This window comes from Pseudomonas sp. JBR1, assembly GCF_028198185.1.
Lineage (GTDB): Bacteria > Pseudomonadota > Gammaproteobacteria > Pseudomonadales > Pseudomonadaceae > Chryseomonas > Chryseomonas oryzihabitans_E.
In genome coordinates, this window is the sequence record NZ_CP116340.1 from 1175065 (window position 1) to 1195950 (window position 20886).

Genomic DNA, 20886 nt, shown 5'->3' on the forward strand with positions numbered 1-20886 from the left:
GTGTCACTCCTGCCTATTACTGAAGACTGGTTGAGCCCGGTAGTACAGCGGGGGCACCGCCCTACATGACCGGGCTACGTCCCGGCCCGGCCAGGCTCACTCGGCCCGCCCGGCCTCGCCCAGATGCTCCAGCGCCCACTGCTCTGCGCTGGTCACCGCGAAACCGTGCCGGGCATTGAAGGTGGTTTCCATCGGCCAGGCGACGCCGCGACCCTGGCCGAAGACGGCACGGTACTTCCGGATGTGCTTGGCATTCTCGTCGGACTCCTTCTCCAAGTCGTCCACTAGGCAGGGAACCGACCAGACATTGGTTTTGAAGGGACGCTTCAATACCCACTCCAACAGGCCGGCCACTTCGCCGTAGGCCAGGGTATCGCCCGCGAGATAGACGATTTCATTGCAGAAACGTGGCTCGAAGAACACGATCTCCGCGGTCAGCCTGCCGATGTCTTCAGGGGTGGTGAGGGTAACGCAGGTATCCAGGCTGCCCAGTGCATTCACGGTATCCGTTACGAGGTCGACCACCCCGAACACGGGTTCGAACAGGAAGCTGGTGAACATCCCGGTGGAGATGATCACCCACTCGGTCTGGCGCTGGGCGCGCAGCAATTCCCGCACCTCGAGTTGCGCATCGAACAGGTCCTGGGGACTGCCCCGACCGATGACGTCGTAGTCCACTCCGAATTGCCAGGGAAAGTAGCGTTCCACGCCGGAAGCGAGTGCTGCACGAGCCAGCTTCATGGGGGTTTCCCGCCCCGCAACCATGCCGGCACAACCGATGACGGTATCGAATTGCGCGAAGACCGCCGCCAGGTCGGCAATGGAATCCTTGACCAGATCGCCCGCCACCAGGGCAACGCCGAGCGCGCGCAGCTCGTCTATCTCCCTTTTCTTGCCAGGTTCCTGGCTGTCGAGCGTGGACTGGCGCAGCAGCACGCTGATCCGCGAGCCCGGCTTTTGCCCGGAGAGCCGGGCGAGATTGCGCAGCACCGGCAGACCGAGTTCGCCGGCGCCGAGTACGAGAACGGATTGGGTAGCGGTAGGGAATTGGGCAGTCATCATGACTCCTGACGTCAGGTGTAAGATGAGTGAATGCTGGCAGACGCCAGCAGCGCTCAGAAGAAGGCACACGCGTGATACCAGGGGATGAGATGACCGATCTGGAGATCCTCAGACAGTCTGAAGCCATCTGCCAGACGCTCAGGCGGGATGAAGACGGCGTACGCCGGGAGGTGCTGACCCATGCGGGCAGTCGCTGGTCCCTGGGGGTCCTGCATTCGCTTGGAGTCTATGGCGTCATGCGGCATGCCGAACTGGCGCGACAACTGTCGGGCATCACCCAGCGGATGCTGACCAAGACCCTGCGCGCCCTCGAACGTGACGGCCTGCTGCTGCGGCACGACTTCGACGAAATCCCGCCTCGGGTCGAATACGAATTGACGCCGCTGGGCCTGAGTCTGCTGATCCGGATGACGCCCATCTGGACCTGGGTCATCGAGAATGTCGAAGATTTCCGCGCCGCGCGCCGTGCCTTCGATGAGCGAGTTCACGAGAAGCCGGCGTGGCAATCGCCAAGGCCCATGCCGGACGAGCCAACCGGCGAAGACCCACGGGCCTGAATGGGACCGCCAGGGCAACCCACCGCGTTCCGCAGGGGCTGGCATCGTGAGCCAGGCCTGGCCGGTGAACGCCAACCGGATCCTGCCGCCCCTTTCGTGCTCGCACCTTACCCACTCAGGAGTCGCACCCATGAGACGTGCCAGCCTGGATCATCTGGTCGTCGTGGCCCCAACGCTCGCCGCAGGCGCCCAGTACGTCGAAGAACGACTCGGGGTAGTGATGCAGCCAGGCGGCAAGCATCCGCGCATGGGTACCCATAACCTCTTGCTGCGCCTGGGCGACTGCTATCTGGAGGTCATCGCCCCGGACCCCGACGCTCAGGCGCCGACCAGACCCCGATGGTTTGGCCTGGATGACCTGGAGCCTCGGACTGCCCCCTGCCTGGCGCACTGGGTCGCGCGGACCCAGCGGCTGGATCGCGCGGACGCTAGCCTCACGCAGACCTTCGGCACCATCGAATCGATGAGCAGAGGCACGCTTTCCTGGCAGATATCGATCCACGCCGATGGACACTTGCCGCTGGGAGGGATGCTACCCAGCCTGATCGACTGGGGCGACGCCCAGCATCCCGCCCTGCACCTGATCGACAGGGGCTGTCGGTTACAGCGGCTGGAGATCGCCCATCCCGATCCCGCTTCGATAAGGCAGCAGCTGGACGCCATCGGACTCTCCGGTCCGATAGCGTGTATGGCCGCTGCGCATCCTGGCTTGCTGGCTTGTATCGAGACGCCCAACGGACTCAAGACCCTTTGATGTGCCAGCCTTTAGCCATGGCGAGCAAGGCACCTTGGCCACCCAGCCCGCTCAATGGCCAAGCCAGTGGGCTGCCTCCTTCCAGGGCCCCACGGTGACCAACTCCTCCAGGGTTTCCAGCACGATCTTTTCCCAGCTCAGGGCCAGGCGGCTGCTGCGACGTTCCTTCAGCCGCGCCAGGGCCACCGTCGAGCGGATGCCTGGTCGCTCGATCTCGTGGCCGACCAGCTCGCCGCGGTCGATGTCCTGCTGCACGGCGGCGTGGGCGAGGATCGAATAGCCCTGCCCTGCGGCGACCAGCTTCTTGGTCAGGCCGACGCTGTCCACCTCCAGGATCACGTTCAGGCGCACCGTGTTCTGCGCCGCCACCTGCTCCACCAGGCGTCTGTTGCTGTGCGGCAGCCCGGGCAGGATCAGCGGCACCTCGCCTAGCGCCGACAGCCGCTGCGAGCGACTGGCTTCGCCCGGCGGCCCTACCAGCACCATCCGCTCGCTGAACAGCGGCCGCACCTCGAAGGCTTCCAGCAACGGCTGGTTGTAGACCACGGCCACCTCGATGCGCCCCTGCAGCAGCCACTCCTGCAGCGAGGTGCTCAAGCCCTCCAGGGCATGCAGTGAGGCCTTGGGCCAACGCTGACGAAACTTCTGGATCAACTGGGGACCGACCAGCGAACCGATCGCCGGTGGCAGACCTACCGCCAGGTGGCCCCGCTCCTCCTCGGCACTGCTGCGCACATGGTCGGCGGTTTCCTCCAGATACCGCAGCATCACCTCGGCACGCTCTACCAGCCGTGCTCCCGCGGCGGTCAGTTCCACCCCCTTGCCGTGGCGGGTGAAAAGCTCGACCCCCAGTTGCTCTTCGAGCTTGGCGATCTGCCGGCTGAGCGCGGGTTGAGCGACATAGAGTTCTCGCGCAGCGCGGCTGAAGCCGCCGCACTGAGCGACTTTGACGAAGGAGCGAAGCTCGCGAATATCCATGGCAACCCCATGCTTTCAAAGCATAGCTTTTGATGAAAATAAGGTTTTTGTCCACCTAAAGCGACTTATCTATGCTCGCATCAAATAGCTCGTAGGGGGAATTGGCTATCCCTACAGGCCAATCACAAGAACAACGACGCCCGCAGGGCGAGGACACGCCATGACTCTGTTGAAGAAACTGCACGTGCAGGTGCTGATCGCTCTGGTCGCCGCCATCATCGTCGGCTTCGCCGCCCCGGGTTGGGCGGTCGCGATGAAGCCGCTGGGCCAGGCCTTCATCGCCCTCCTGAAGATGATGCTCGCCCCCATCGTCTTCGTGACCTTGGTCCACGGCCTCACCCATGTCCAGGACATGCGCAAGCTGGGTCGCCTGGGGATGAAGTCCCTGGCGTACTTCGAGGTGGTCAGCACCGTCGCCATGCTGGTCGGCTTCGTCCTGGTCAATCTCGTGCAGCCCGGCAACGGCCTGCACGCCACCAACCTCGCCGAATCCACCGCTGCCATCAAGGCGACGTCGAGCGCAGGCGAGATCTCGGTGACGGGCTATCTGCTCAGCCTCATCCCGCACACCCTGGTCGATGCCTTCGCCAAGGGTGACATCATCCAGGTCCTGCTCATCTCGCTGCTGGCGGGCATCGCCATCAACCGCACCTGTGGTCCCGAGTCCATCGCGGTACGCGCCCTCGACGAAGCCCAGACCATCCTGTTCAAGATGCTCGGCTTCATCATGAAGCTCGCGCCGCTGGGCGCCTTCGGGGCCATGGCCGCCGCCATCGGCAGTTACGGCGGCGCCACCCTGCTCTATCTGCTCAAGCTGATCGCGGTCTACTACGCCGCCTCGCTGTTCTTCGTCTTCGGCGTGCTGGGCAGCATCAGCTGGTCGATCGGCCTGCCGTTCATGGCTGTATTGCGCCTGATCCGCGACGAGATACTGCTAGTGTTCGGCACCGCCTCCGGCGAGGTGGCCTTCCCGCGCCTGATCGAGAAACTCAAGCGCAGCGGCTGTGACGAGGTGGTGGTGGGCTTCGTGCTACCGGCCGGTTACAGCTTCAATCTGGACGGCACTGCCATCTACATGGCCATCGCCGTCGGCTTCATCGCTCAGGCCACCGACACCCCCTTCTCGCTCTGGCAGCAACTGGGTCTGCTGGCGGTCCTGAGCATCACCTCCAAGGGCGGCACCACGGTGGCTGGCGGCGCCTTCATCAAGCTGGCGGCCACCCTGCAGTCGGTGCACGTCCTGCCGCTGAGCGGTCTGGGCCTGCTGTTCGGCATCGATCGCATCATGGCCACCGCCACGGCCTTGACCAACATCGTCGGCAACACCGTCGCGGTGTTCGCCATTGCCCGCTGGGAGGGCAGCTTCGACCGTGACGCCTTCACCCGCGCCACGGGCAAAACGCCCGGCCGCAGCCTGCTGCGCCCCTCCGCCGCGGCCATCCGGGAAGCCCAGGCAGAAGCTCAGGCCGAAGCCGTCGCCACCTCCTCCTCTTCCACCCTGCGCCCCTGACAGGACACCACCATGCATCGTCTCGCCCCCGTCGACCCGCAGCACCTCAACGCCGCGCAACAGGAGATCTACGACCGCATCGCCAGCGGTCCCCGTAAAGGCGTCCGCGGCCCCCTGGCCATCTGGCTGCACCGCCCGGAACTGGCGGCCTGCGCCCAGGCCCTGGGCCGCTACTGCCGCTACGACAGCTGCCTGGAACCGCGTCTATCCGAGCTGGCCATCCTGCTGCTCGGCCGCCACTGGCTCGCCGAATACGAATGGGCTGCGCACAAACCCTTCGCCCTGGAGGCCGGGCTGGATCCAGACGTCATCGAGGCGATCCGCCTTGGCGAGGAGCCCGCATTCCAGCGTCGCGACGAGCAGCTCGTTTACCGCTTCGTTCGCGAGCTGCACGAGCAGCGCCAGGTGGGCGATGACCTCTACCAGGCCTTCGTCGCCGAGCTGGGCAACGACGCGGCGGTCGATCTGGTCGGCATCGCCGGCTACTACACGCTGATTTCCATGACCATCAAGGTGTTCGAGGTTCCGCCACCCGTCGGCGTCGCCCCCGAATTGCCCGCCACCCTTGCCTGAGGAACCTTTTATGACCGATCAACTTCCCCGCAGTGACCGCCTCCAGGGCAAGGTCGCCATCGTTACCGGTGCCGGTTGCGTCGCCGCCGGCTGGGGCAACGGCCGCGCGGTAGCCACCCTCTTCGCCCTGGCCGGCGCCAAGGTGTTTGCCGTGGACCGCGACCTCGGCGCGCTCGAAGAAACCCTGGCGCGCATTCGCGAAGCCGGTGGCGAAGTGACCCCTCATGCCTGCGACGTCACCGACAGCGACGCGGTGGCTGCCATGGTAGAGGCCTGTCAGGCCACCTATGGCCAGGTCGACATCCTGGTCAACAACGTCGGCGGTTCGGCCGCCGGCGGCGCCGTCGCCCTGGCCGAGGAGCGCTTCGATGCCCAGATCGCCCTTAATCTCAAGAGCGTCTACCTGACCTGCAAGCACGTCCTGCCACTGATGGAAGCCCAGGGCAGCGGCGCCATCGTCAACACCGCTTCCACCTCGGGCATTCGCTGGACCGGCTCGGCCCAGGTGGCCTATGCCGCCAGCAAGGCCGGCGTGATTCAGCTTTCACGGGTGACGGCGGTGGAATACGCGCCCAAGGGCATCCGGGTGAACACCGTGGTGCCCGGCCAGTTGCACACGCCCATGGTCGAAGCGCGCCTGGCCGGCCAGCGTACCGGCGGCGACGTCAGCAAGCTGCTCGATACGCGCCTGGCGCGCATCCCCCTGGGCTTCATGGGTGATGGCCGCGATACCGCTTTCGCCGCGCTGTACCTGGCCAGCGACGAGGCGCGTTTCGTCACCGGCACCGAGATCGTGGTCGACGGCGGCATGACCGCGCGCTGCGACTAGTTCGCCCAGGGCGGCGCCGGCCGCCCGGTTCTTTCTTTTCCAACCCTGGAGCGCCCGATGGCCGATGCCCACGTTCCCCCTACGCGCCGCCGCTTTCTGAAGCAGGCAACCCTTGCCGCCGCCGCCCTGGGGCTGGGCGCCGCCCCCCTCGTCCAGACCCATGGAGCCACCATGAACGCTTCCCCTGCCCTGACCGGCCTCTGGGATTGTCACACCCATATCTATGGCCCTTGGGCACGCTTCCCCTTGCCGGCCAACGCCGCCTACACCCCGGCGCCGGCGCCCTTCAGCGAGCTGCTGGCCCTGCATCGCCGCCTGGGCATCAGCCACGGCGTACTGGTCCAGGCCGCACCCTATGGCACCGACCACAGCGCCATCCTGGCCGCCATCGCGGAAAGCGACGGCCACTACCGAGGCGTCGGCCTGATCGACCAGGACACCAGCGACGCTCAGCTGCAGGCACTGCACGACGGCGGTCTGCGCGGTATCCGCTTCAATCTGATGGGGCACCTGCCGGGCGCCCGCGACCCCCAACAGCTACGCCGACTGGCCGAGCGCGTCGCCCCCCTGGGCTGGCACGTGCTCATCCATGGCGAACTGCCGACCCTGCTGCCGTTCCTGGAACAGTGGCGCACCCTGCAGGTGCCGCTGGTGATCGACCACATGGCCCGCCCCAACCTCACCCAGCCGCTGGACGAGGCAGGCTTTGCCGCGCTGCGCAAGGAACTGCGGCGTCCGGATCGCTGGATCAAGTTGTCCGGTATCGACCGGGCCATGCAGGGTCAGCCCGGCCCCTGGCCCCAGGCCCTGGATCGCGTGCGGCAACTCCTCGAATGCGCGCCGGAGCGTGCCCTCTGGGGCAGCGACTGGCCGCACCCGAACATCAAGGGTCCGGTTCCCGACGATGGCCAGCTGCTGGACTTCGTGCTGCAGGTCTGCGACAGCCGGGCGCTGCAACAGGCCGTGCTGATCGACAACCCGCGCCGGCTATACGCCTAGCCCACCTGCTTCCCCGAGGAGAGCCCATGGACGCCATCGAATGGCAACCGAGTCGCCGGGTACCCGACCCGGCAGTACGCGAACTGGATTCGCGCTTCGCCCAGTACCGTCTGGCCCATGCCAAGGTAGAGCGCCTGGCAACGGGCATGCGCTGGGCCGAAGGTCCGGTCTGGTTCGGCGATGGCCGTTACCTGCTGTTCACCGACCTGCCCAACGACCGCATCCTTAGGTGGGACGAAGCCACCGAAACCCTTGGCGTCTTCCGCCAGCCCGCTCACCAGGCCAACGGCCTGACCCGTGATCGCCAGGGCCGACTGCTGGCCTGCGAGCACGGCGGGCGCCGCATCACCCGCACCGAGTACGACGGCAGCCTGACGGTGCTGGCCGACCAATTTGCCGGTAAGCCCCTGAACTCGCCCAACGACATCGTGGTGAAGGGCGACGACAGCATCTGGTTCACCGATCCGCCCTTCGGCCTGGTCAGCGACTACATGGGGCGCCAGGGCATGGCGGAATTGCCTGCCAATCTCTATCGCCTGGACCCCGACGGCCAACTGCACTGCGTCGCCGAAGACCTCGAAGGCCCCAATGGCCTGGCTTTTTCGCCGGACGAGCGCACCCTCTACCTGGTCGAATCCCGCGCACGCCCGCGCCGGATCGTGGCCTATGCGGTCGATGCGCAGAACCGCCTGCACGACCGCCGCGCATTCATCGATGCCGGCAGCGGCCTGCCCGACGGCTTGCGCGTGGACGTGGACGGCAACCTCTGGTGTGGCTGGGGTGCGTCCGAGCCTGGCCTGGACGGTGTCCGTGTCTTCGCTCCAGACGGCACCGCCATCGGCCACATCGACCTGCCTGAACGCTGCGCCAACCTCTGCTTTGGCGGCCCACGGCGCAATCGCCTGCTGATGGCCTCCACCACCTCGCTCTACGCCCTGTTCGTCAACACCCGCGGCCTGTAAACGACCGCGCCTGCCTGGAAGCCACCATGAAAAAAACAAGATCCGCTTCGCTCCTCGTGACCACCGGCCTGGCCGGTCTGGTCAGCCTCGCCCCGGCCGTCGATGCCGCCGAACTGAAGATCATTGCCAGCGGCGCGCTCAAAGGCGCCATGGCGCAGTTGCAGCCGGCCTATGAAAAGGCTACTGGCAACACCCTGAGCATCGCCTGGGGCCCCTCGATGGGCACCTCACCGGAAGCCATCCCCGAGCGCATCAAGCACAGGGAACCCATGGACCTGGCCATCATGGCCGACGAGACCCTTGCCCTGCTCGGCCCCACGGGCGTCTTCGATATGGCGAGTCGCCGCGAAATCGCCGAATCCCGTATTGGCGTAGGGGTGCCCAAGGGTCACGCTCACCCTGATGTGAGCACGGTGGCGGCCTTGCGTACGGCGCTCTTGCAGGCGCCCCGGATCGCCTACTCCCAGGGCGCCAGCGGCGTTTTCGTGCGAAACGAGCTGTTCCAGCGCCTGGGCATCAGCGAGCAGGTCAAAGGCAAGACAATCGAGATTCAGGGCAAGGAGCTGGTAGGTACCGCCCTCGCCCGGGGCGAAGCCAACATCGGCATGCAGCAGGTCAGCGAGCTCAAGGTTACCCCCGGTGTCGACTACCTCGGCCCATTGCCAGAAGAGGTGCAGAAGGTCAGCCGCTTCTGCGCCGCGGTAGCCAGCAACACGCCCCACACCCAGGTCGCCAGCGAATTCGTGGCCTTCCTGGGCAGTCCCGCTGCCCGTCACCTGCTGGTCGAAAGCGGCCTCGAACCCATCGCTGGAGCTCACCCATGAATATCCCTGCTTCCCTGCTGTTGGCCGGCTCTCTGACATTGGCCAGTGCCCTGGCCTGCGCCGCACCGGTAACGCCACCTCTGACCCAGACGCTGGTCAAGCACGACAACGTTCAGATCGAAGTCAATGCCCAGGGTAAAGGCCCCGTGATCGTGATGCTGCCCTCTCTCGGCCGCTCGGGTCGCGACTACGATCAAGTGGCCGCCTACCTGGTCGAGCAGGGTTTCCGCGTCGTACGGCCCGAGCCCCGGGGCATAGGCCGTAGCCGGGGCCCTATGGACAATCTTTCGGTTCACGACTTCGCTCGCGATGTCGCTGCCGTGGTCGAGCACGAGCAGCGGGGCCCGGTGGTAGTGGTCGGCCACGCCTGGGGCAATTTCCCGGCGCGGCAGCTCGCGGTGGATCGCCCGGATCTGGTGCGCGGCGTGGTTCTGGCCGCCGCCTCGGCCGGCAAGGTGCCACCCGGTTCGACCGAAAAGCCGATCAACGCCGAGATGCGCCAGGCCATCGACGGCGCCGGCGATCCCTCGCTGTCCGAAGCACAGCGCCTGGTCTATCTGCGCAAGGCCTTCTTCGCCCCGGGCAACGATCCGCGCCTCTGGCTGAATGGCTGGCACGAAGCCACCCACGAAGCCGAATCCCATGCGCGCAACACCACTCCCGTGGACGACTATTTCGCCGCTGGCAAGGCGCCCATTCTCGATTTGCAGGGTGAGGCCGATGCGGTGGCGCCCCGTCGCTTCTCGGGTGTGCTCAAGAGCATGCTGGGTGATCGAGTACAGGTGGAAGTGCTGAAGAACGCTGGTCACGCCATGGCCCCGGAACAGCCCAAGGCCATGGCTGACGCCATTGGTGCCTTTGCCCGCACCTGCTACGAGCAGCCTCCACACAGTTGAGGTGCAGTGGCGCATAGGGCTGGCTGTCGGTTTGCGAAATAGATGCGACCCCTGGCCAACGAGTCTGCAATAGGGAGCTTCAGATCTTCGAAATAGCTGCGACTGCTGGTAGCAATCAATGCGACGGCCCAAGGACTTGCTTGTAATAGCTACGACTGTCGGTGGATTCTTGTTTGAAGAATCCACGGATGGCCTTTATGCAGTAGGAAAAGCTTGAGGTCTGCTCTCGACCCAAAGCTGCCGTTGCTGTCTGCAGCCAGCGGGCAAAAGCTGCTTCCAGCTGGGGCCGCTGAGAGTCACTATCCACGTCTTTCAGCGGATTCACCTCGCACACGCAGGCTTTCCACTACGTCACGGGAAACGCTGTCGAGGTGCACGACAGACGCGTGTCGAGCTGCTTCGCCATTTCGCACCTCGAGGGCAGCGATGATCTCGTTGTGTTCACCGGCAACATCTTTCAAGTGAACCCCAAAACCGCAACTTTGGACGATCAGGAAGTCGGAGAGCTCGAAGTTAGCGAGCTGTCTTGACGAGACGATGGGCGAGCGGGCCATCGTGTGCAGTAGCCGGTGGAAATCACCATTGAGGACCCTGTAGCTGTCTGCAGCGTCGCTACGGTTTGGATCGATGCGGGCAATGCGGCTGTTGATTTCCTTCAATCGAGCGACTTCGACATACGAACCACGCTCCGCAGCCAAACTGGCAATCAGGCCTTCGGTGTGGGCGAACATGTCGTAGAAGTCTGCGATCTCTTCAGCTGCGGGGTCGACGACCTGGCATCCAACCTGAGCCGTGATCTGGACAAACCCACGCTCCTGAAGGCTGTTGAGCGCAGTCATGATTGGCTGCCGACTTACGCCAGTCGATTCGCCAATCTCCTTGACCAGAATCTTCTCACCAAACCGATACCGCTTGGTCAGCAAGCGCTCCAAGATCTCTTGGTATATCGCAACTTTTTTATTAACGATTTGCATAAAGGTCGGTCGATTACGCTTCTTGGAATAGTTATGTTACCACTGCACCGCGCCTTTCATCTCCGCTGCAAGGTAGCAGGCCTCGTTCAGAGGCCGAAAGTATCTAAATCGCGCTCTTCGGGGTAGCTAGTCGCACGAAACCTACCGAATCCACCGGCCCCGGTAACATCATGAGCTAATCAAGCCAGAGCTGACGAGAGGTCTCCATTAGGAGCTTGCATGCTAGAATGCAAGGGTGCATAGTGGTTTGACTTACAACAAAAGCGTGGCGTTTCAATCAGGGCCATCGGCGATCCAGCCACCCGTAGCAGTTGCCTGCCAGACGGGACTGCCCCTTGATGCGCATCAGGTGTTTCTGACTGCTGTGCCGCGCCCTTCAAGGTGAACGGATATGAGTGCATTGCTTCACTGCCTGTCACATACCCCCCTCGTAGGTCTGGTCGATCCAGCAGCGGAAGTCCTCGCGGAAATCGACCAGTCAATCGCAGATGCTCGCAGCCAGATTCAGCAGTTCGATCCCGAGCTAGTCATCCTTTTTGCGCCCGATCACTACAACGGTTTTTTCTATGACGTAATGCCATCCTTCTGTATGGGTATGGCTGCGGACGCGATCGGCGATTTTGGATCAGCTGCTGGTGAAATCCTGGTTCCTGGTGACCTAGCGGAAACTTGCGCGACTTCGGTACTCAACGAGGGCGTCGACACTGCTGTCTCGTATCGCATGCAGGTAGATCATGGGTTTGCTCAGCCCTTGGAGTTACTTCTGGGGGGCCTTGATCGATATCCAACCATCCCTGTCTTCATCAACTGCGTGGCTAAGCCAATGCCATCGTTTAAGCGTGCTCGTATGTTGGGCGAGGCGATTGGGAAGTTCGCCAAAGGGCTCGACCAACGCGTGCTCTTCATTGGCTCGGGTGGACTGTCTCACCAACCTCCAGTTCCTGAACTCTCAACCGCTAATCCGCTGATGAAGGATCGCCTCTTGGGCAGCGGGCGGCACCTAAACGCTGGTGAGCGCAACGCTCGCACTCAACGGGTGGTCGATGCAGCCCGGAAGTTCGTGGACGACCAGGATTCTCTGCATCCGCTTAACCCCAAGTGGGACAACGAATTCCTGGACATCATGGTTTCGCAAGATCTCGCTGCCTTGGATGCGCTTGCCAACGACGACCTGTCTGTCATCGCCGGCAAGTCGACTCATGAGGTGAAGACGTGGGTCAGCGCATTCGCCGCGCTCTCGGCTTACGGCCCTTACGAGATCACCAGCCGTTATTACCGCCCGATCCCCGAGTGGATCGCCGGCTTCGGCGCCCTTAGCGCCCATTCCGCTCGATAGCCCACCATTGCCGACCGGCCAGGTCCAAGCAACGCACATTTACAAGAGGACTTATCAATGTCTGCATCTCTCACCGAATCCGGTACCAGCAAGTTCGTCCGCATCAAAGAAGGCGATCTGGATCTTCAGCTTCACTACAACGAAGCTGGCGATGGGGCTGAGACTGTCATCATGCTTCACGGCTCCGGCCCTGGTGCTAGCGGCTGGGCAAACTTCAGCAAGAACATCGAACCCTTCGTTGAAGCAGGCTACCGAGTCATTCTTCTTGACGTGCCAGGCTGGAGCAAAAGCGACCCCATCGTTTGCACCGGCTCGCGCTCGAACCTGAACGCTAATGCGCTAAAAGGCTTCGTCAATGCACTTGGCCTAGATCGTGTTCACCTGGTTGGTAACTCAATGGGTGGCCACACCGCTGTCGCATTCGCCCTCGATAACCCTGAGCGTGTAGGCAAGCTGGTTCTGATGGGCGGCGGCACAGGCGGTATGAGTCCATTCGTGCCGATGCCAACCGAAGGTATCAAGCTGATCCAGGGTGTGTACCGCGATCCCAACATCGAAAATCTGAAGAAGATGATGACCGTCTTCGTCTACGACAGCAGCGCTCTGACCGAGGAGCTGTTCCAGGCCCGTTTGGACAATATGCTCAAGCAGAAAGAGCACCTGGAAAACTTCGTAAAAAGCATCAATGCCAACCCGAAGCAATTCCCCGATTTTTCTCACCGTCTCGGTGAGATCAAAGCGCAAACCCTTGTCATCTGGGGCCGCAATGACCGCTTTGTGCCAATGGATACCGGACTGCGTCTGATCGCCGGCATCGCCAACTCTGAGCTCCATGTGTTTAACGCCTGCGGCCACTGGGCGCAGTGGGAGCACGCGGACAAGTTCAACCGCATGGTCATCGACTTCCTGAGCCACTGAACCCCCAAGAATCGAATCGGACGCACAAGCGGCTGACGCCATGAGGAGGTAACGATGGGTACCGAACAAAAAAAGGTCATTGAAGATCTTGCACGCGGTTTGCGGGAGGCTGAAGCCACTGGCGAGGCAGTCGTCCCGCTGCGCGAAGTGATTGGAGAAGAAAACCGTGACGTGGCGTACGCCATTCAGCGCCTTAATGTGGCTTACGCAAGTGCTAACGGTCGACGTGTAGTTGGCCGCAAGATCGGCCTGACGAACAAGAAGGTTCAGGCTCAGCTCGGTGTTGATCAGCCTGACTTTGGAACGCTATTCGCGGACATGTGTTACGGCGATAACGATGTCGTGCCTTTCGCCAGTGTCATGCAGCCGAAGATCGAAGCTGAGATCGCACTCGTGTTAAAGGCCGATCTTCCCAATGCTGACACTACCTTTGCCGAGGTCGTTGCGGCGACAGGTTGGGTAGCGCCTGCACTGGAAATCGTTGGCAGCCGAATCCAAGGTTGGAACATTCGTTTCGTTGACACTGTTGCTGACAATGCATCCAGCGGTAGCTTCGTCCTGGGTGGCCCTGCCCAAGGCCTGGACGGCGTTGACCTTCGCAATGCATCCATGGTGATGACTCGCAATGGCGAGGAGGTTTCCTCGGGCAGCGGCGCTCAATGTCTGGGCCACCCAATCAACGCGGCTGTATGGCTCGCCCGTACGATGGCTGAGCTCGGTGCTCCCCTGAAAGCCGGGGACATCATCCTTACTGGCGCTCTTGGCCCAATGGCCCCGGTTTCGCCTGGAGATCGTTTTGAAGCGGTCATCAGCGGTGTCGGCTCTGTGGCCGTCGAATTTTCCAACGACTAATCGCACGGTCGCTTTAAAGAGACAAATATGAAAAAACTCAAAGTTGCCATCATTGGCTCGGGCAACATCGGAACGGATCTGATGATAAAGATCCTGCGCAACGGCAAGCACCTGGAGATGGGTGCGATGGTCGGTATTGATGCGAAATCAGACGGCCTGGCACGTGCTGCCCGCATGGGTGTTGAGATCACGCACGAGGGCGTCGAGGGCCTTACCCGACTCCCAGTGTTTTCTGAAATCGACTTTGTTTTCGATGCCACCAGCGCCGGGGCGCATGTCAAAAACGATGCCTTTTTGCGCTCCATCAAACCTGGCATTCGAGTTATCGATCTGACACCGGCTGCTATCGGGCCTTACTGCATCCCGGTGGTCAACCTGGAACAGCATCTCGATGCGTTGAACGTGAATATGGTGACCTGCGGTGGTCAAGCAACTATCCCTATGGTTGCTGCTGTATCGCGAGTCGCCAACGTTCACTACGCCGAGATCGTTGCATCCATTGCCAGTAAATCAGCCGGCCCAGGCACTCGCGCCAATATCGACGAGTTCACCGAAACCACCTCCAAGGCAATCGAGGATGTAGGCGGCGCCGCCAAGGGCAAAGCCATCATCATCATGAACCCGGCAGAGCCGCCGTTGATGATGCGCGATACCGTTTTCGTGCTGTCTGAATTGGCCGATCAAGCAAAGGTCGAGGCGTCGGTAGAAGAGATTGCAGCCGCTGTTCAGGCTTACGTGCCTGGCTACCGCCTGAAGCAGAAGGTTCAGTTCGATGTGATCCCAGAGGACGCGCCACTGAACATCCCAGGGCTTGGAAAGTTCTCGGGTCTGAAGACCTCAATCTTTTTAGAAGTCGAAGGCGCGGCGCACTATCTGCCGTCCTACGCAGGCAACCTCGACATCATGACCTCCGCTGCGCTCGCAACTGCAGAGCGTATGGCCCAGTCGTTGAGCAAGGCATAAGGAGACCGTCATGACTACTCAATCCGGCAAAAAACTCTACATCTCTGACGTGACGCTCCGCGATGGCAGCCATGCGGTTCGCCACCAGTACTCGCTGCAAAACGTCCAGGACATTGCACGAGCTCTGGATGAGGCAAAGGTCGACTCTATCGAAGTCGCGCATGGCGACGGCCTGCAAGGTTCAAGCTTCAACTACGGCTTCGCCACTCACACTGATCTGGAGTGGATCGAAGCCGCCGCCAGTGTGATCAAGCACGCCAAGATTGCCACCTTACTGTTGCCAGGCATTGGAACAGTTCACGACCTGAAGGCAGCTTATAACGCAGGCGCACGCGTTGTTCGAGTTGCTACTCACTGCACGGAAGCTGATGTTTCCAAGCAGCATATCGAGTACGCACGCGAGCTGGGCATGGACACCGTTGGCTTCCTGATGATGTCGCACATGATTGAGCCTAAGCTCTTGGCCGAGCAGGCCAAGCTGATGGAAAGCTACGGTGCGACCTGCGTGTACATGGCGGACTCTGGTGGTGCCATGAACATGGGGGATATCCGTGACCGCTTCCGTGCGTTCAAGGATGTGCTCAAGCCCGAAACCGAAACGGGCATGCACGCCCATCACAATCTGAGCCTTGGTGTGGCGAACTCCATTACTGCCGTTGAAGAAGGCTGTGATCGCATTGATGCCAGTCTTGCAGGAATGGGGGCCGGTGCCGGTAACGCGCCTTTGGAAGTGTTCATCGCCGCTGCTGATCGTCTCGGCTGGAACCATGGCACTGACGTCTACAAGTTGATCGATGCCGCAGACGATATCGTTCGTCCGCTGCAGGATCGTCCAGTGCGGGTTGACCGAGAAACACTGGCGCTGGGTTATGCCGGCGTCTACTCAAGCTTCCTGCGCCACTCTGAACTGGCGGCTCAGAAGTACGGCCTCAAGACCATCGACATTCTTGTCGAGCTTGGCAAGCGCCGAATGGTCGGTGGACAAGAAGACATGATAGTTGATGTGGCACTGGATCTGCTCAACAAGCGGTAACTGATGAGTGGCTGCAATGCAGCCACTTTCCAAAGATAAAAAAAACAAAAGGTCTACTAATGAAACTGGTCATTATTGCCAAGTTTGCGCTCGGCTGCGCGTTCGTGCTGTCGGTGCCTGTCGCACCCGTAACTACCACAGATTTCGTCGCGGAGATGAACCAATGAGCACTCAAGGTGCTAGTTCGTCATCTCGCCTCGTGCTAACTATTTCGCTCTGCTTCGCAGTGGCATTGATGGAAGGCCTGGATCTGCAGGCGCCCGGCATCGCTGCACAAGGTATTCTCGCCGAGTACGGTTTCGACCGTCTTCAAATGGGCTGGATATTTAGTGCCGGAATTTTCGGCATGCTTCCTGGAGCATTTATAGGTGGACGACTGGCTGATCGATACGGGCGCAAGATCGTACTCATCGGGTCGGTCGCCATGTTTGGTATTTTCTCGCTCGTAACCGCACATGCACCAGAGCTTTACACACTGCTGCTCGCGCGCTTCCTCACGGGCGTTGGGCTCGGTGCCTCACTACCCAATCTTATTGCAGTAGCCTCTGAAGCAGCGGGCAAAAGTTTTCGCAGCACTGCTGTGAGCATGATGTACTGCGGTGTGCCCCTGGGCGCGGCTTTGGCTGCGTTGGTTGGTATGTTCAGTGAGCAAACCGAGTGGCGTCTGGTGTTCTACATCGGTGGTGTCGTGCCCTTGGCCATCGTCGCATTGCTGGCACTGTTCCTGATTGAAACTGCCAAATTTGCGGCCAAAAACAGCGATGAGCAGCCCGCACAGGAATCGGTCAACAGTGTACTTTTCCGTCAGAACACTTTGCCGACAATGACACTGTGGGTGAGCTTGTTCTTCACACTGATGGTGACCTACATCCTGATCAACTGGTTACCGAGCCTACTAGTAGGGCAAGGCTATACCGGCAAGCAGGCGAGCATGATCGTTCTGACCATGCAGATCGGTGCAACACTCGGCACTCTAGCGCTGGGCTATCTGACTGACCGTCTCGCGGTCTGGAAAATGTCGATGATCATCTACATCGGCATGGCCATTTCGCTGGTCTCGCTTTACGCCTCGCCAACACTTGCCCTGACCATGGCGGCTGGCTTTCTGGCCGGGATCTTCACCACGGGCGGTCAGAGCGTCATCTATGGCCTCGCTCCGCTTTACTACCCAAATACGAGCCGTGCAACAGGCGTAGGTAGCGCAGTCGCAGTCGGACGCATTGGCGCGATAACTGGCCCGCTCGTCGCTGGGAAAATGCTCGCAATGGGACTGGGTGTTTATGGGGTGTTTCTTGCCTGTGCCCCTGGAATTTTCCTGGCCGCAGGCTCGCTCTGCATCCTCTCCAAAGTGAAAAAAGTCTCCGACTAAGCGCCTTCCACCCAAGTAACGAAACCTCTGTTGGTGCACGTCTCGCATGCACCAGTGTTCTGCTGCACGCCCAAAAAAAATAATATTGCGGAAGCTAACCATGAAAAAAACAACCCCTAGCGCTCTTGCCATTGCAGTTGTCGCCGCCATGACTGTTCCTACCGCAAGCAATGCCCAAGGCTTCGTCGAGGACAGTAAAGCGAGCGTGACCTTCAGGAACTACTACTTCGACAGGAACTATGTCGGTACTTCGCCTCAAGCGGCTGCTCGCGAATGGGCACAGGGCGTTATTGCCAAATTTAGCTCTGGTTTTACTCCAGGCATTGTCGGTTTCGGTCTTGATGCGACTGGAATGCTCGGCATCAAGCTCGACTCGTCTCCCGACCGCTCAGGCACCGGGTTACTGCCACGAAATCCGGCCACAGGTGAAGCCGCAGACGAATATTCCGAGCTTGGCCTCACGGCCAAGGTGAAGGTCTCAAACACCGAGTTGCAGTACGGCACAATCTCAACATTTTTGCCTATCGCATTTGCCAGCCCTACGCGGCTGCTTCCACAAACATTCCGAGGCGGTTACCTGCGATCTACCGACATTCCAGATCTGAGCTTGCATCTGGGGCGCTTGGATCGCATCAACTACCGTGATTCGACCGACTATCAACGCATGAGTGTTGCCTCACCGAACCGGCGTTTCAATGGTGCCGCTGACAGTGATGAGTTCCTGTTTGCTGGTGGTGACTACAAGGTGACCGACAGCCTGACAGTGAAGTACTACTACGCGCAGCTTACGGACATCTATTCCAAGCACTACGTCGGCTTCGAGCACCTTTTACCGCTTGGCGCGGGGAAGCTCAAAACAGATTTCCGTTACTACCTGACCGGTAAGGACGGTGAAGCAAGGGGAGGGAACGTCGATAACCGCAACCTCGGCGTCATGTTCACCTACACAAACAGCGGTCATTCCCTCGGTGCCGGCTACATGCAGCTTTCAGGTGACACTGCCATGCCTTACCTGGCCGGTACTGAGCCGCTGGTTGTCAGTGAAGGATTCATGAGCTCAGAGTTTCTGAATCCCAAAGAGCGCTCCTGGCAGGCACTGTACGGCTATGACTTCTCCGAAGTCGGTATAACCGGTCTGAAAGCTGTCGCTCGCTATATCAAGGGTTCCAACATCTCGCTACCGACCTTAGGCGGCGATGGGCTGACAGAATCGGAGCGCTACCTGGAGCTGGCATACGCACTTCAAGGCTCCTTAAAGGGCTGGACGGTGCGCCTGCGGCAGTCTCAGTACCGCAACGATTTCGCATCCGCCGCCAGCTTCAGAGACGGGAACGAAGCCCGAGTAAACGTCGATTACACCCTGAAACTCTGGTGATCACGGTGCCTGCGTTTGCTGATGCAAGCGCAGGTTCATCGGCATTTCGGAAAGAGCTTTCTATTCTCAGATAAACTTACATGCTAGCATGCTAGATACTGCAAAGCTCGGTTGGGCACGCATACGTTGATTGCCTTAGATGGAGACAAAAACAATGACTCAATCCAATGAATTCGATACTGATGTGTTAGTGATTGGTACCGGCCCTGCCGGTCTCACCACGACCCTTGCTCTCGCTTCGCAAGGCGTGCGAGTGCGCACCGTAACCATGTTCAACTGGCTCGCCAACTCTCCCCGTGCCCACATTACTAATCAGCGTGCGATGGAGGTTCTCAGGGATCTCGGTATTGAGCAGGAGGTCATTCGCCAGGCCACGCCTTGGGAGCAGATGGGCGATACGCTTATTACGACCAGTTTGGTCGGCGAGGAGATTGCCCGCGTTCGTGCATGGGGTACAGGAGATTTGCGTAAAGGTGACTACGTCAAAGGCAGCCCTTGCACCATGGTCGACCTGATTCAACCAGAGATGGAAGCCATCCTGGTAAAAGCTGCTGCCGAGCGCGGTGCGCAGCTTTCCTTTAGCACGGAATACCTCGGGCACAAGCAAGACGATGAGGGTGTCACCTCTCTTCTGCGTGACACTCTCACCGGACGAGAATACACCGTGCGCTCTAAGTTCCTTGTCGGTATGGATGGCGCCCGCTCGAAGGTAGTAGAGGAGCTCGAACTGCCAATCGAAGGCGAGATGTCTCGTGCAGGAACAGCTTACGTCATTTTTGATGCCGATCTGAGCAAGTACGTTGCTCATCGCCCTAGCATCTTGCAGTGGATCGCCAACCCAATTGCTGGATTCGGCGAAATCGGCATGGGGCTGCTGCGCGCTATTCGTCCGTGGGATCAGTGGATCGCTGGCTGGGGCTTCGACATGAGCAAGGGAGAACCCGACCTGAGCGATGCGACTGTTCTTCAGCGAATCCGCACGTTGGTGGGAGACCCAGACTTGGAGGTCGACCTCAAGCGCAGCTCGATCTGGTACGTCAACCAGGCTTACGCCACACAGTACTCGAAAGGTCGCGTATTTTGTGGTGGTGATGCCACTCATCGGCACCCGCCATCCAGTGGCCTTGGCTCCAATACCTGCATGCAGGATGGTTTCAACCTGGGCTGGAAACTCGCCTATGTAGTCAAAGGTTATGCAGGGCGGGAGTTGCTGGAAAGCTATTCGCTGGAGCGAGCGCCGGTTGGCAAGCAAATCGTTGCGCGTGCTAACCAGTCCCGAAAGGATTACGCACCATTCAAAGATTGCTTCCAGTTCAACAATGGCATCGATTCGGTTGAGAAGCTTTTGGCGCACGTCAAAGCGCCTACCCCGGAAGGTGTCGAAACCAGGCAAAAACTCCAGGCTGCGCTTGAGCTGAAAAGCTACGAGTTCAATGCCCAGGGTGTGGAATTGAACCAGCGCTACAAATCCTCTGCTGTGATCCCAGATGTGGGGCAACAGGAGGAAGTGTGGAAGCAGGATCCGGTTCTGTACCTCCAAGCTACTACTCGGCCCGGCGCCAAGATCCCACATGCGTGGCTGGTCAACAAAGAAGGCCATCGGATCTCTACGCTCGATGTCGTCGGCAAAGGAAACTTCACCCTGGTGACAGGCCTTGCGGGGCGTGCTTGGGTGGATGCAGCCAAAGAGCTCAACCAGCCATTCCTTAAAGTCGTTGTTACCGGCGAACGTGGTACAGCAGATCCATACTGCGACTGGCAGCGCATTCGCGAAATTCACGAAGCAGGAGCACTGCTGGTTCGACCAGACGGTGTCGTGGCATGGCGCAGCGTTGATGCTGTGTGGGACTTGGAGCAGGCCTACAAGGCGCTGAAAGAGGCATTGAGTCAGATCCTCTCCAACCCTGCTTGAAGCTTCATTCTAAAGCGCCGATTTCGGCGCTTTGTTTTTCTGGCCAATCAACGCTTCTTCAGCTTCTGCTCTGGTCAGGTGCTCCCATGCCGCTTTGATCTAAGAACAGACACCTATAGGAATCTAGAAACTCTTGCATGCTAGCATTTAAGAATGCAGTATGAATCTCAGCATGCGCCCTTGAGCAATTCTCGTAGGCGCTGCAATGCC

The 20886-nt window shown here is 60.4% G+C and carries 20 protein-coding genes and 1 pseudogene; 18 read left to right on the forward strand and 3 right to left on the reverse strand.

What is annotated here, in order from left to right:
- Positions 1-96: 96 nt before the first annotated feature.
- Entirely contained in the window at positions 97-1059 is a 963-nt protein-coding gene (locus tag PJ259_RS05635; protein WP_271655049.1) for an aromatic alcohol reductase, read from the reverse strand.
- A gap of 92 nt (positions 1060-1151) precedes the next feature.
- Here PJ259_RS05635 and PJ259_RS05640 point away from each other — a divergent pair, with 92 nt between their 5' ends.
- Both PJ259_RS05640 and PJ259_RS05645 read left to right on the forward strand, forming a co-directional pair.
- Positions 1152-1619 (forward strand): winged helix-turn-helix transcriptional regulator, encoded by a 468-nt coding sequence (locus tag PJ259_RS05640; protein ID WP_271655050.1) that lies wholly within the window; start codon positions 1152-1154, stop codon positions 1617-1619.
- Between the two features lie 130 nt (positions 1620-1749).
- Positions 1750-2373: a VOC family protein gene (locus PJ259_RS05645; protein ID WP_271655051.1), complete on the forward strand. Its 624-nt coding sequence runs from the start codon at positions 1750-1752 to the stop codon at positions 2371-2373.
- A gap of 51 nt (positions 2374-2424) precedes the next feature.
- On the opposite strand, the gene PJ259_RS05650 is transcribed toward PJ259_RS05645, so the two are convergent.
- Positions 2425-3351 (reverse strand): LysR family transcriptional regulator, encoded by a 927-nt coding sequence (locus PJ259_RS05650; protein ID WP_059315111.1) that lies wholly within the window; start codon positions 3349-3351, stop codon positions 2425-2427.
- A gap of 160 nt (positions 3352-3511) precedes the next feature.
- Here PJ259_RS05650 and PJ259_RS05655 point away from each other — a divergent pair, with 160 nt between their 5' ends.
- From PJ259_RS05655 to PJ259_RS05685, 8 genes and pseudogenes are all read left to right on the forward strand, one after another.
- Positions 3512-4861, forward strand: a complete 1350-nt coding sequence (locus PJ259_RS05655) for a cation:dicarboxylate symporter family transporter (RefSeq protein ID WP_271655052.1) — start codon at positions 3512-3514, stop codon at positions 4859-4861.
- Positions 4862-4873: 12 nt separating this feature from the next.
- Positions 4874-5434: a carboxymuconolactone decarboxylase family protein gene (locus tag PJ259_RS05660; RefSeq protein WP_271655053.1), complete on the forward strand. Its 561-nt coding sequence runs from the start codon at positions 4874-4876 to the stop codon at positions 5432-5434.
- Positions 5435-5444: 10 nt separating this feature from the next.
- Positions 5445-6263 (forward strand): SDR family NAD(P)-dependent oxidoreductase, encoded by an 819-nt coding sequence (locus PJ259_RS05665; protein WP_059315114.1) that lies wholly within the window; start codon positions 5445-5447, stop codon positions 6261-6263.
- Between the two features lie 57 nt (positions 6264-6320).
- Positions 6321-6410: pseudogene (locus tag PJ259_RS22850) on the forward strand (twin-arginine translocation signal domain-containing protein); the annotation flags it as partial.
- A gap of 24 nt (positions 6411-6434) precedes the next feature.
- Complete coding sequence (locus PJ259_RS05670) at positions 6435-7262, forward strand: amidohydrolase family protein (protein ID WP_271655054.1); 828 nt, start codon at positions 6435-6437, stop codon at positions 7260-7262.
- A 26-nt stretch (positions 7263-7288) separates the two neighbouring features.
- Complete coding sequence (locus PJ259_RS05675) at positions 7289-8224, forward strand: SMP-30/gluconolactonase/LRE family protein (RefSeq protein WP_271655055.1); 936 nt, start codon at positions 7289-7291, stop codon at positions 8222-8224.
- A 26-nt stretch (positions 8225-8250) separates the two neighbouring features.
- Positions 8251-9048, forward strand: coding sequence for a molybdate ABC transporter substrate-binding protein (locus PJ259_RS05680; protein ID WP_271655056.1), 798 nt, complete (start codon positions 8251-8253; stop codon positions 9046-9048).
- On the forward strand, positions 9045-9944 hold the full coding sequence (locus tag PJ259_RS05685; RefSeq protein WP_271655057.1) for an alpha/beta fold hydrolase: 900 nt from the start codon (positions 9045-9047) through the stop codon (positions 9942-9944). The genes PJ259_RS05680 and PJ259_RS05685 overlap by 4 nt, the downstream gene beginning before the upstream one ends.
- 299 nt (positions 9945-10243) lie before the next feature.
- Here PJ259_RS05685 and PJ259_RS05690 read toward each other — a convergent pair whose 3' ends face one another.
- Positions 10244-10918, reverse strand: a complete 675-nt coding sequence (locus tag PJ259_RS05690) for a GntR family transcriptional regulator (protein ID WP_271655058.1) — start codon at positions 10916-10918, stop codon at positions 10244-10246.
- A gap of 391 nt (positions 10919-11309) precedes the next feature.
- On the opposite strand from PJ259_RS05690, the gene PJ259_RS05695 reads away from it, so the two are divergent.
- From PJ259_RS05695 to PJ259_RS05730, 8 genes are all read left to right on the forward strand, one after another.
- A complete protein-coding gene (locus PJ259_RS05695) occupies positions 11310-12254 on the forward strand; it encodes a 3-carboxyethylcatechol 2,3-dioxygenase (protein WP_271655059.1) in 945 nt (314 codons plus the stop codon).
- 57 nt (positions 12255-12311) lie between these two features.
- Positions 12312-13172 (forward strand): alpha/beta fold hydrolase, encoded by an 861-nt coding sequence (locus tag PJ259_RS05700; protein ID WP_271655060.1) that lies wholly within the window; start codon positions 12312-12314, stop codon positions 13170-13172.
- Between the two features lie 54 nt (positions 13173-13226).
- Positions 13227-14024, forward strand: a complete 798-nt coding sequence (gene mhpD / locus PJ259_RS05705) for a 2-keto-4-pentenoate hydratase (protein WP_271655061.1) — start codon at positions 13227-13229, stop codon at positions 14022-14024.
- A 27-nt stretch (positions 14025-14051) separates the two neighbouring features.
- Entirely contained in the window at positions 14052-14987 is a 936-nt protein-coding gene (locus PJ259_RS05710; RefSeq protein ID WP_271655062.1) for an acetaldehyde dehydrogenase (acetylating), read from the forward strand.
- A 10-nt stretch (positions 14988-14997) separates the two neighbouring features.
- Positions 14998-16020, forward strand: a complete 1023-nt coding sequence (dmpG, locus tag PJ259_RS05715) for a 4-hydroxy-2-oxovalerate aldolase (RefSeq protein WP_271655063.1) — start codon at positions 14998-15000, stop codon at positions 16018-16020.
- 163 nt (positions 16021-16183) lie between these two features.
- Positions 16184-17389, forward strand: coding sequence for a 3-(3-hydroxy-phenyl)propionate transporter MhpT (gene mhpT / locus PJ259_RS05720; RefSeq protein WP_271655064.1), 1206 nt, complete (start codon positions 16184-16186; stop codon positions 17387-17389).
- Positions 17390-17489: 100 nt separating this feature from the next.
- Complete coding sequence (locus PJ259_RS05725) at positions 17490-18764, forward strand: OprD family porin (protein ID WP_271655065.1); 1275 nt, start codon at positions 17490-17492, stop codon at positions 18762-18764.
- A 154-nt stretch (positions 18765-18918) separates the two neighbouring features.
- A complete protein-coding gene (locus PJ259_RS05730; RefSeq protein ID WP_271655066.1) occupies positions 18919-20676 on the forward strand; it encodes an FAD-dependent oxidoreductase in 1758 nt (585 codons plus the stop codon).
- Positions 20677-20886 lie beyond the last annotated feature (210 nt).

What these genes read in the sequence shown, in the direction of transcription:
- PJ259_RS05635 (WP_271655049.1), bottom strand. Translation starts at nt 1,059, where the DNA reads ATGACTGCCCAATTCCCTACCGCTACCCAATCCGTTCTCGTACTCGGC.
- PJ259_RS05640 (WP_271655050.1), top strand. Translation starts at nt 1,152, where the DNA reads ATGACCGATCTGGAGATCCTCAGACAGTCTGAAGCCATCTGCCAGACG.
- PJ259_RS05645 (WP_271655051.1), top strand. Translation starts at nt 1,750, where the DNA reads ATGAGACGTGCCAGCCTGGATCATCTGGTCGTCGTGGCCCCAACGCTC.
- PJ259_RS05650 (WP_059315111.1), bottom strand. Translation starts at nt 3,351, where the DNA reads ATGGATATTCGCGAGCTTCGCTCCTTCGTCAAAGTCGCTCAGTGCGGC.
- PJ259_RS05655 (WP_271655052.1), top strand. Translation starts at nt 3,512, where the DNA reads ATGACTCTGTTGAAGAAACTGCACGTGCAGGTGCTGATCGCTCTGGTC.
- PJ259_RS05660 (WP_271655053.1), top strand. Translation starts at nt 4,874, where the DNA reads ATGCATCGTCTCGCCCCCGTCGACCCGCAGCACCTCAACGCCGCGCAA.
- PJ259_RS05665 (WP_059315114.1), top strand. Translation starts at nt 5,445, where the DNA reads ATGACCGATCAACTTCCCCGCAGTGACCGCCTCCAGGGCAAGGTCGCC.
- PJ259_RS05670 (WP_271655054.1), top strand. Translation starts at nt 6,435, where the DNA reads ATGAACGCTTCCCCTGCCCTGACCGGCCTCTGGGATTGTCACACCCAT.
- PJ259_RS05675 (WP_271655055.1), top strand. Translation starts at nt 7,289, where the DNA reads ATGGACGCCATCGAATGGCAACCGAGTCGCCGGGTACCCGACCCGGCA.
- PJ259_RS05680 (WP_271655056.1), top strand. Translation starts at nt 8,251, where the DNA reads ATGAAAAAAACAAGATCCGCTTCGCTCCTCGTGACCACCGGCCTGGCC.
- PJ259_RS05685 (WP_271655057.1), top strand. Translation starts at nt 9,045, where the DNA reads ATGAATATCCCTGCTTCCCTGCTGTTGGCCGGCTCTCTGACATTGGCC.
- PJ259_RS05690 (WP_271655058.1), bottom strand. Translation starts at nt 10,918, where the DNA reads ATGCAAATCGTTAATAAAAAAGTTGCGATATACCAAGAGATCTTGGAG.
- PJ259_RS05695 (WP_271655059.1), top strand. Translation starts at nt 11,310, where the DNA reads ATGAGTGCATTGCTTCACTGCCTGTCACATACCCCCCTCGTAGGTCTG.
- PJ259_RS05700 (WP_271655060.1), top strand. Translation starts at nt 12,312, where the DNA reads ATGTCTGCATCTCTCACCGAATCCGGTACCAGCAAGTTCGTCCGCATC.
- mhpD (WP_271655061.1), top strand. Translation starts at nt 13,227, where the DNA reads ATGGGTACCGAACAAAAAAAGGTCATTGAAGATCTTGCACGCGGTTTG.
- PJ259_RS05710 (WP_271655062.1), top strand. Translation starts at nt 14,052, where the DNA reads ATGAAAAAACTCAAAGTTGCCATCATTGGCTCGGGCAACATCGGAACG.
- dmpG (WP_271655063.1), top strand. Translation starts at nt 14,998, where the DNA reads ATGACTACTCAATCCGGCAAAAAACTCTACATCTCTGACGTGACGCTC.
- mhpT (WP_271655064.1), top strand. Translation starts at nt 16,184, where the DNA reads ATGAGCACTCAAGGTGCTAGTTCGTCATCTCGCCTCGTGCTAACTATT.
- PJ259_RS05725 (WP_271655065.1), top strand. Translation starts at nt 17,490, where the DNA reads ATGAAAAAAACAACCCCTAGCGCTCTTGCCATTGCAGTTGTCGCCGCC.
- PJ259_RS05730 (WP_271655066.1), top strand. Translation starts at nt 18,919, where the DNA reads ATGACTCAATCCAATGAATTCGATACTGATGTGTTAGTGATTGGTACC.